Annotated in this window: 9 protein-coding genes and 1 pseudogene; 4 read left to right on the top strand and 6 right to left on the bottom strand. The window is 47.8% G+C overall.

From position 1 onward, the window contains the following. A pseudogene (locus tag FHQ30_RS13250) lies at positions 1–424 on the top strand (RNA-directed DNA polymerase); the annotation flags it as partial. A gap of 129 nt (positions 425–553) precedes the next feature. Here the strand turns inward: FHQ30_RS13250 and FHQ30_RS06955 are convergent. The 3 genes from FHQ30_RS06955 to FHQ30_RS06945 all read right to left on the bottom strand — a co-directional run bounded on the left by FHQ30_RS06955 (position 554) and on the right by FHQ30_RS06945 (position 2,357). Continuing rightward, positions 554–913, bottom strand: a complete 360-nt coding sequence (locus FHQ30_RS06955) for a cyclophilin-like fold protein (RefSeq protein WP_267963842.1) — start codon at positions 911–913, stop codon at positions 554–556. Between the two features lie 71 nt (positions 914–984). Then, positions 985–1,110 carry an LbetaH domain-containing protein gene (locus FHQ30_RS06950; RefSeq protein ID WP_267963843.1) on the bottom strand — a complete coding sequence of 42 codons (126 nt, stop codon included), beginning with the start codon at positions 1,108–1,110 and terminating at the stop codon, positions 985–987. A gap of 149 nt (positions 1,111–1,259) precedes the next feature. Next, the gene (locus tag FHQ30_RS06945) at positions 1,260–2,357 is read right to left on the bottom strand and encodes an alpha/beta hydrolase (RefSeq protein WP_442805689.1); all 1,098 of its coding nucleotides are present in this window, start codon (positions 2,355–2,357) and stop codon (positions 1,260–1,262) included. A 289-nt stretch (positions 2,358–2,646) separates the two neighbouring features. Here FHQ30_RS06945 and FHQ30_RS06940 point away from each other — a divergent pair, with 289 nt between their 5' ends. Further along, entirely contained in the window at positions 2,647–3,951 is a 1,305-nt protein-coding gene (locus tag FHQ30_RS06940) for a PHB depolymerase family esterase (RefSeq protein WP_139611723.1), read from the top strand. 125 nt (positions 3,952–4,076) lie between these two features. On the opposite strand, the gene FHQ30_RS06935 is transcribed toward FHQ30_RS06940, so the two are convergent. Both FHQ30_RS06935 and FHQ30_RS06930 read right to left on the bottom strand, forming a co-directional pair. Next, positions 4,077–5,087, bottom strand: coding sequence for a PDDEXK nuclease domain-containing protein (locus FHQ30_RS06935; RefSeq protein WP_139611724.1), 1,011 nt, complete (start codon positions 5,085–5,087; stop codon positions 4,077–4,079). Positions 5,088–5,181: 94 nt separating this feature from the next. Continuing rightward, positions 5,182–6,111 carry an aminoglycoside phosphotransferase family protein gene (locus tag FHQ30_RS06930; protein WP_176552654.1) on the bottom strand — a complete coding sequence of 310 codons (930 nt, stop codon included), beginning with the start codon at positions 6,109–6,111 and terminating at the stop codon, positions 5,182–5,184. A 260-nt stretch (positions 6,112–6,371) separates the two neighbouring features. Here FHQ30_RS06930 and FHQ30_RS06925 point away from each other — a divergent pair, with 260 nt between their 5' ends. Further along, on the top strand, positions 6,372–7,271 hold the full coding sequence (locus FHQ30_RS06925; protein ID WP_139611726.1) for a LysR family transcriptional regulator: 900 nt from the start codon (positions 6,372–6,374) through the stop codon (positions 7,269–7,271). A gap of 28 nt (positions 7,272–7,299) precedes the next feature. Next, entirely contained in the window at positions 7,300–7,650 is a 351-nt protein-coding gene (locus FHQ30_RS06920) for an MmcQ/YjbR family DNA-binding protein (protein WP_139611727.1), read from the top strand. A 41-nt stretch (positions 7,651–7,691) separates the two neighbouring features. Here FHQ30_RS06920 and ftsX read toward each other — a convergent pair whose 3' ends face one another. Continuing rightward, entirely contained in the window at positions 7,692–8,627 is a 936-nt protein-coding gene (gene ftsX, locus FHQ30_RS06915; RefSeq protein ID WP_139611728.1) for a permease-like cell division protein FtsX, read from the bottom strand. Positions 8,628–8,637: the final 10 nt, after the last annotated feature.

The raw sequence follows: 8,637 nt of genomic DNA, 5'->3' as shown, positions 1-8,637 counted from the left end.
TGCCTACCCAAATCAGCTTATTGCAATTTTGGTGGATATCGCATACAACAATCCAAAAGTGATTGCTGTTTGCTGTTCTATTATTAGCAAGCTCATTACCAAGTCGGATAATCCAAATAAAATAAGGAAATTGATTTTTAAAAAGCTAAACAATATGCCGAATTCTGGCTTTGCCCAAATTTGGCTACAAAGAATGCTAAAAGATGATTTGCAAGGAATTAAGCTTACAGAGAAATTATGTTTAATTATTGACAATCCATCAAAAGAGATTTGGGATAATTCTTGGATTAACAGTAATAAGATGAAAAGAATTTTTAATCAAAGGAATGCTTCTGGCGATCAAATTATTTTTGATAGAGATCTATTTAATAAATTAGATATAACCATATCGAGTGATGAAGTTGATTTATTTCAATATAAATAAAGCCATGCCGTCTGAAACCGCACTTGGCTTGTTAAGCAAGTAAGCGTTTCAGACAGCATTTCTTTCATTCCCCGAACAACACTCCCCAAAGCAAAAAGTGCAGTCAAAAAATCTTAGCGCTATGTCAATTTATTCAATCCGCTCAATCCTTATCTGATTTGCCGTTGCCGACGGCCTAAATTCACTGGCAAAACGCCCTAAATAAACCAAGCCGTTGGCAGGTTTGGTGCTGCCGTGGAATAAAGCGAGATTGCCCCACGGGGCGTAGTAGGTGACGTCGCCCGCTTTGGGCGCGAAGTTGCCGTTGTGGCTTGGGCTGTCGGGCAGTTTTTGCGGCAAGTAGGCGATTTTTTCAATGCCGCCGTAGTTTTCGGCTTTGAGCGTGAGCGGCAGTTGTGCCAGCAGGGCTTGCGCGGTCGGATTATCTTCCAGCGTGGCGGTGTGGCTTTGTTGCCCGGTTGTTGATTCTAGGGTTATTTTAATTTTCACTGTCTTTGCCTCCGATAGAGAAAATGTTGATATGAATATTAATGCAAGCAAGGGCAAGGTGCATTTTTGTTTCATCCGTATGCTCCGTTCAAGCGTTGTTGGCACTCGGTTTGCCGGGGTTTGATGACTTTTGCCGGAATGCCTGCCACCACGCTATCGGGCGGCACGTCTTTGCTCACCACCGCACCCGCTGCCACCACCTATTGCTCGCTGTCGGGCGGGAGAATCCGGTTCAGGGGATAGGGGGTTGTTCATGGTTATCGCTTTGGCGTATTCGTTGGTTATATTGAATGCCGTCTGAAACCCAACACCCTCAAAGTGCGGTTTCAGACGGCATTTTTACCGCTTATTTCAAATTCGTCTTAAAAAACTGCTCGAATTTATCAAACGGAATTTTGCCCGCTTGGTTGTCATACAAATCCACATGGGTAGCACCGGGTACGATATACAGCTCTTTGTTGGCACCTTTGAGTTTTTTGAACGCCTCTTCGCTGAAATAGCGCGAGTGGGCGTTTTCGCCGTGTACGATCAGCACCGGATTTTGAATTTCACCGGCGCGTTGCAACAGCGGCATATTGATGAACGACAGCGGTGTGGTGGCCGTCCAAGCGGCGTTGGCGTTGATGGCACGCGGGTGGAAGCCGCGCGGGGTTTTGTAAAACGCCCAATATTCTTGCACGAATGACGGCTCTTGCCCGCTTAATGTTTCCGGCAAATTGTTGCTGCTGGGGGCGAATCTGCCCGCTTTAAAATCGGCGCTGCGTTGGGCGTTCAAGCCTTGCAACATCGCATAACGCGCCGCGTGGTCCACGCTGTTGTTATAGCCGTTTGCCATAACCTGCGACATATCATACATGGTGCTGGTGGCGGTGGCTTTGATGCGGGTGTCCATGCTGGCGACGTTCAACGCCATGCCGCCCCAGCCGCAAATGCCCAACACGCCGATACGCTCGGCATCAATAAAATCCTGATTGCTCAAAAAATCCACCGCCGCACTGAAATCTTCGGTGTTGATATCGGGGCTTGCCACATTGCGCGGCTCGCCGCCGCTTTCGCCGGTAAACGACGGATCAAACGCCAGAGTGGCAAAACCACGCTTAGCAAGCTCTTGGGCATACAAGCCTGATGACTGTTCTTTTACCGCTCCAAATGCACCTGCCACCGCCATCGCAGGCAGCTTGGCTTTGGCGTTTTTGGGCGCATTTTTCGGCAGGTATAAATCCGCCACCAAAGTAATGCCGTAGCGGTTTTTGAACTGCACTTTTTGCTGGGTTACCTGGTCTGATTGCGGAAAAATCTTGTCCCACTGTGTGCCAACGGTCTGCATGGTGTTGTCCTTAAGATTGCTGTGAATGGAAACTTGTGCCAAGGCAGAAGCCGAAGCGAACGACAAACTGGCGCCCATGGCGGTGATGGCCAGCAATTTTTTGATGGGTTGGGGCATGGATTACCTCTTTGATTAATCTGTTTGGCTGATTATAAAAAGCCGATAATTTCCTGTAAATTTGCTATTTGTTAATTTACAATTAGAAAAATAGAAATTATAAAATGAAAGAATAAATGAAAATGCCGTCTGAAACCGTACTTTGATGTGTTTAAGTTTCAGACGGCTTTTAGACAAGAATCGGCAGCAGTGGTAATCCAGCCATTCACATTAACATTTTATTTTTGAAAAAGAATTGTGTGTGAAATAAAATACCGCGAAGCCCATCCAAATACACACAGGAGCTGCTATGCTGAATCGTCGCCAATTCCTCATCACCGCCGCCGGTGCTGCCATGCTCACGGTTGCTGGTTGCGCCGTAACTTCTCACAAGGGCAACACCGCCTATCAAGCCACCGCCATCACTCAAGTATTCGGCGACGGTATGCGACTGACGGCGGTTGCGGTTGAATATCCGTATGCAGTCGTATCCGCACAACTGGATAAAACCCAATACACGGTTGATAATCGCAACATTACTGGCGTGTATGTTAGCCAAAGTGTGAGCGGCGTGCCATCTGCAAGCGGGCGTTTTGTGATTATTACCCTTAACCCTGATGATGACGCAGCGTTGCTCGTACAAAAAAATCCACCCACTAACAAAAGCGGGCAAGATATAGCAAAAAACGGGCCGGGTAACGCCGGCGATATTCAAGAATCTGCCCCCACGCTCAAGGCAGCACAGGCACAAATTCAAATCGCCGACACGGTATTGCTAGACACCGACCGCAGTGTGAATTTGGTGTTTGACGCATTCAAGCAATATGAATACCACGACGCAGCCACTGGCAAAACCGTGCGTTACAACCTTTTTGTGCCGCAGATCCGCACAGATGAACGTCTGCCCTTGGTGCTGTTCATGCATGATGCTGGCGTAACAGGCAAATTCACTCAAGCCACGCTGTATCAGGGCAATGGGGCGATTGCGTGGGCGACACCACAGGCACAGGCGGAGCACCCTTGTTTTGTGCTGGCACCGCAGTTTGATGAAATCATTGCCGATGACAGCAGCCACACCTCAAACTACATGGCAGCAACCATCAATCTCATCAAGCAATTGCAACAAGATCACGCCATCGACGGCACACGGCTCTACACCACAGGGCAATCAGGCGGCGGCATGATGTCTATCGCCATGAACATCGCTTATCCTGATTTTTTTGCCGCTTCTTATTTGGTTGCTTGCCAATGGAATGCGGATTTACTCACGCCAAACATGGTAGGCGTGAAATGGTGGATTACCGTTTCTGAAGACGACAACAAAGCCTATCCAGGGGAAATTCTAATTACCCAAAAGCTCTCTGAATTCGGTGCAAAAGTGGCAAGGGCTCAGTGGAATGCCCAATGGTCAGCGGCAGAATTTCAGGCTGCGTATCAAGCGATGGCGTCACAGCAGGCGAATGTGAACTTTGTGCATTTCCAAAAAGGCAGTGTTTTCAAAACTGCCGCCCAAGCAAATGCCGGCGGTGCATCAGGACATACCGCAACATGGCAATACGCCTACAACATCACCCCAATCCGCAACTGGGTTTTTGCCCAGCGTAAGTTAACGTAAAACGTGAGCTGACTTATGAATTATGCCGCCTGAAACCGCACTTTGCTTTTTTGAGCAAGTAAAGGTTTCAGACGGCATTTGTTATAACAAAGGTGCAGATTTGGGCGGGATTTTATAAACGTCCGCTATATTTCCTTGTTTAATTCATTCAACACCAAGGTTTGCAGTTCGTCTTTTGGCAGTAAAAGCTGATAATCCGATACGCCGATGGGTTTGTTGATGTCTTGTAAGGCGATTTCTACGTCCAAGCGATCTTTTTCGGCACAAAGAATAATGCCGATGGATGGGTTTTCATGTTCGCTTTTTTCCAATTTGTCCAGCAGGGTCAGATAAAAATTCATCTTGCCCACATATTCTGCTTTGAAACTGCCGATTTTTAATTCAATCGCTACCAGCGAACGTAAGCCACGATGGAAAAACAGCATATCGACAAAATACTCTTTTTGGTTGTATTCCAAGCGGTATTGATTGCCGATGAAAGAAAAGCCTTTGCCCAATTCCAACACAAACGACTTGATTTTCTCCGTCAGTCTTTTTTCCAATTCTTGTTCTTTTATGGGTTCGATAATGCCTAAAAAGCCGAGATTATACGAATTTTTAAAGACTTCGTTGGCGTAGTCGGCGCTGATCGGCAATAAGGTTTCGTTGAAATTATTGGTTTGCAATTGCGTTTGGGTATGGTGGAATGTGTCCATTTTGATGGCGTTGAGCAGCAAATCTCTTGACCAACCTTTGCTAATCACTTCATTGGCATAAAAGGCGACTGCGGCGAGGGATTGAATTTTATCCAATAACAACAGATTATGTCCCCACGGCAAAACTGCTACAGCCTGTAGCAGTTTTTCATCTGCCTGATAATAACGCTCATAAAAACGCTTCATATTCCACAAGTTGCGTGGCGACAGCCCCATATCGGGAAATTCATTTTTGAGATCGGCTGAAAGCTGTTTCACCACCGCACTGCCGTATCCTTCCGCTAACTGCCTGTCAAACAGCAATTTGCCCAAAAGCCAATACACCGAATTCACCGCCCCATTGATTTGCTTGGCAACTCGGGCTCTGGTGGTGTGAATTTGGCTAATGGCTTGTTGCAAGATTTCACTGTAATCGTTACTGCTTATCAGTTCTTTGCTCATTGTTTTTTCCTTTACCGGCTTTCTGATTTTGGATAATTTATGACAAAATCATAGAGATAAATAGAACGCAATACAATGCTGGCGAACATCATCGTCAGCCCCAAAAACGTCCCGAATACGCTTTTGCGCTAAACCAACTTGGCACAAGGGTGTTCAAATGATCGAACCACGCCAGCATGGTCTGCATCATTTCGTTTGAATAATCCACTTCTTCTTTGCCCAAAGTGAGCGCCACCGTAAAAGCATGAATGCTTTCCGCCGCCATATAGAACGCATTGAGCGTCCAAAAATCCGCCGGCACATCGCCGCCAAAATAGCTGCACAGCTGCCCGATGGCAAACGGCGGACTCACCTCTGCCGTGACCATTGCCCCTGTCAGCGCATAATAGGGATCGACCAAACCGCTGCCTTGAAAGTCAATCACATACAGTTCGTTCTGCGGTGAGATCACCATATTGTCAGACTGGAAATCGGCGTGCAGCAGGCTCATCGGTCGCTGTTGCAAGCAAGAGATATGCTGGTTTATAAAAGCAAGAAGCAGCTCACCGCCAAACAATGTTTCGCCGCAGGCGTGATAATCTTCAATATATTTTTTGACTTTGCCGCCATATATCGTCGCCCAATCCGCAGAGGGCGGATGGCTTTCAACTGCCTGCATGGTTTTCAGCATTTGTCCTGCCTGGCGGCCGAATTCATACTGCGCTTGTTCTGAAAGCGAAGGAAGCCGCTCTTTCGCCTCCTCGCCCTCGCACCACGTCAGCAGCTGATAAACGTTTTTCCCCTTATTGCATACGCCGAAATCAAGCGGCTGCGACATCTTGATGCCCGTTAATGCAAAACGCTTCATCAATTCAAATTCGTGTTTCTTGTTTTCATATTCGGCGATATCCGAAACACGCAGCAATCGTTTTTCGCCATCAATGGTTGTTATGCAATATTTTTTATCGTCCGACCAACCTTTATTGATGATGTCGGTTTTTGCAAACGTGTCGGTATTCGGAATATCGCGGATGACGTCAATCATGCTTTCCCCTTGATGTTGCTTGGTTTGATGGTTTTTAAGCATAACAGTTGAGTTTGTTTCCTTAAAGCCTTAATTCGCACCACATTACCGCCCTGCTTGGGATTTGATGTAAGAAAAATGCCGTCTGAAACTTGGCACATCAAAGTGCGGTTTCAGACGACATTTTCCTACTCATCCAAAAGCCAATAATTTCCTATAAATCATCCATTTATTAATCTATAATTACCCAATTGGAAATCATACCCAACAAGAGCCCAAAAATGGACAGATTATTCGCCCTCAAAGTCTTCTGCGTGGCGGCAGAAACCTTGCAATTCAAAGAAACCGCCCACCGCCTTGCCGTTTCCGCGCCGGTGATTACCCGCAGCATTGCCGAGCTGGAGCGTGCTTTGGGCGAGCCGCTGTTTATTCGCAGCACCCGCCAGATTGTGTTGAGCGATTTCGGGCGGCAGTTTTTGCCCAAGGCACAAGGGCTGTTGGACGAGAGTGAGCAGTTGTTCCAAAACCAAGGCAACGACGACGAAATGCACGGTGTGGTGCGGATTGCGATGCCGATTCTGCCGTTTAACGATGAGATTTTGGCCGAGCTTCTGACCGCACTTGAACCCTATCCGCACATCACGCTCGATTGGCAAGTGGGCGGCAAGCGCCTGAACGTGGTGGAAAAACAGATAGACGTGGGCATACGCATCGGTTTTGCCGCCGACAGCAATTTAATCGCTAGAAAAATCGGGAAAATGCACGAAAAAATCGTCATCGCCCCCAAATTACTGACCAAATTGGGCGAGCCGGCTGATTTCGCCGACCTCAAAAAGCGCTACCCGCTCGCAGCCCTTGCCGACGAAAACACCGGCAAAGCCTGGGCATGGCACATCAACGACGACGAACAAATCCTCGCCAATCCGCAGTTTTACAGCCAAGAGATGAACGCCATCCTTGCCGCGGTGAAATCAGGGCGGGTGGTCGGGCATATTTTAGACTGCGTCTGCGCCGACGCATTGGCAAACGGCGAGATCGTCGAGTTGTTCGCCGAGGTGCCGAAAATCCAGTGGCCGGTGTATCTCTACCGCCAACAACAAAGCGTCACGCCGGCTCGAGTGAAGTTTGTGTTTGAGGAATTGGCAAGGATAGTGGGGCGGCGGTTTATTCAGGCTGCCTGAAAGCCCAAACCGACACAACGGAGACACCATGAAACGGACACAATTGATCGAGTACATCGCCGCACAATACGGCGCAGCACCGGATTACCCGTGGCAAAAACACCCCGACTACGCCGTGTTCCGCCACCCTAACCGCAAATGGTTTTGCGCCTTGTTGGTGGTGCCCGGCAGCAAATTGGGGCTGGCAGATGACGCCAATGTGGACATCGTCAACCTGAAAGCACCGCCGGAATTAATCGGCGCCCTGCGCAGTATGCCCGGGATATTCCCGGGCTGGCACATGAACAAAGAACATTGGATCAGCGTGCTGCTGGATGGTGGCCAGAACGATGAAACGATTTTCAGCTTACTGGCGGATAGTTATGCTTTAAGCCGCTGAGGTTAAAGTGCGGTTTGAACAAGATAAAGAGGGGGCGATTATTATTGCCCCTCGTCCAAACGGTTAATATGCTTTTTCGCCGCAATCCAAGCGCCGCACCAGCCGGTGAAAGCGGCTAGCATAATGATAAAAATAGCTTCAATCAGGTTGATGCCGTTTAATTCATATTTGACTGCAAAAATATTGGCGACATATTCAATCGCGGTGGAAAAATAGGCAATCGTAACCGCACTTAGTAATGTTGCCAAAATGCCGCCGACAATGCCATAGATTAAGCCGGTGTATAAAAAAGGGCGCAGGATAAAATGTTCGGTAGCGCCAAGTAGTTTCATCACTTCAATATTGGCGCGGCTGCTGTAAACATCAGAGCGAATGCTGTTGCCGATCACCAACACCACCGCCAATAACATTAGCAGGGTGCAAACCACCGCAATTCGTCCTGCCAGCCAAGTGATTGCCGCCAATTTTTCCAGCCAATCACTGTCCAACCGCACTTCATCTACACCTTTAACTTTGTTGAGCGCAACGCGCAGATCGGCTAATTTCGCAGATTGTTGAAACTCCTCTTGCGGCGTAATCATCACCACCGCCGGTAGTGGGTTGTCATCTAGCAATTCCAGTTCACTGCCAAATCCCGACCAAGCGCGAAAATCCTCCAGACTTTGTTGGCGCGAAACATAACTTAATGCAGCAACCCCCTCTTGTTGGCGCAATTTTTCTACCACCAGATTGGCGTCGGCTTCACTTAAGGTTTTATGCAGATAAACCGTGATTTGCGACTCAGGATAAAATTCGGTAGCGGCTTGTTTGGTGTTTTTCCACAACAAGTAGCTGATAGTTGGAATGGTTAGCGAAACTGCGATCACCAGCACAGTCAAAACGGTGCCGATTTTTTTGTTCCAAAGATCGGTCAACACCGATTTCATAACATACTGAATATTTAGCCAAAACGGCGCTTGCAAGCGACGAGAATTCATATTTTTACCG

Source organism: Testudinibacter sp. 'clade 2', assembly GCF_006227735.1.
In the GTDB taxonomy this organism is placed as follows: Bacteria; Pseudomonadota; Gammaproteobacteria; order Enterobacterales; family Pasteurellaceae; genus Chelonobacter.
The sequence above is the reverse complement of the archived record's forward strand: the minus strand, read 5'-3'. Positions and strand labels throughout refer to the sequence as shown.

Coding starts and splice junctions, on each gene's coding strand:
- FHQ30_RS06930 (WP_176552654.1), bottom strand. CDS start 6,111: ATGATTGACGTCATCCGCGATATTCCGAATACCGACACGTTTGCAAAA.
- FHQ30_RS06945 (WP_442805689.1), bottom strand. CDS start 2,357: ATGCCCCAACCCATCAAAAAATTGCTGGCCATCACCGCCATGGGCGCC.
- FHQ30_RS06940 (WP_139611723.1), top strand. CDS start 2,647: ATGCTGAATCGTCGCCAATTCCTCATCACCGCCGCCGGTGCTGCCATG.
- FHQ30_RS06920 (WP_139611727.1), top strand. CDS start 7,300: ATGAAACGGACACAATTGATCGAGTACATCGCCGCACAATACGGCGCA.
- FHQ30_RS06935 (WP_139611724.1), bottom strand. CDS start 5,087: ATGAGCAAAGAACTGATAAGCAGTAACGATTACAGTGAAATCTTGCAA.
- FHQ30_RS06925 (WP_139611726.1), top strand. CDS start 6,372: ATGGACAGATTATTCGCCCTCAAAGTCTTCTGCGTGGCGGCAGAAACC.
- ftsX (WP_139611728.1), bottom strand. CDS start 8,627: ATGAATTCTCGTCGCTTGCAAGCGCCGTTTTGGCTAAATATTCAGTAT.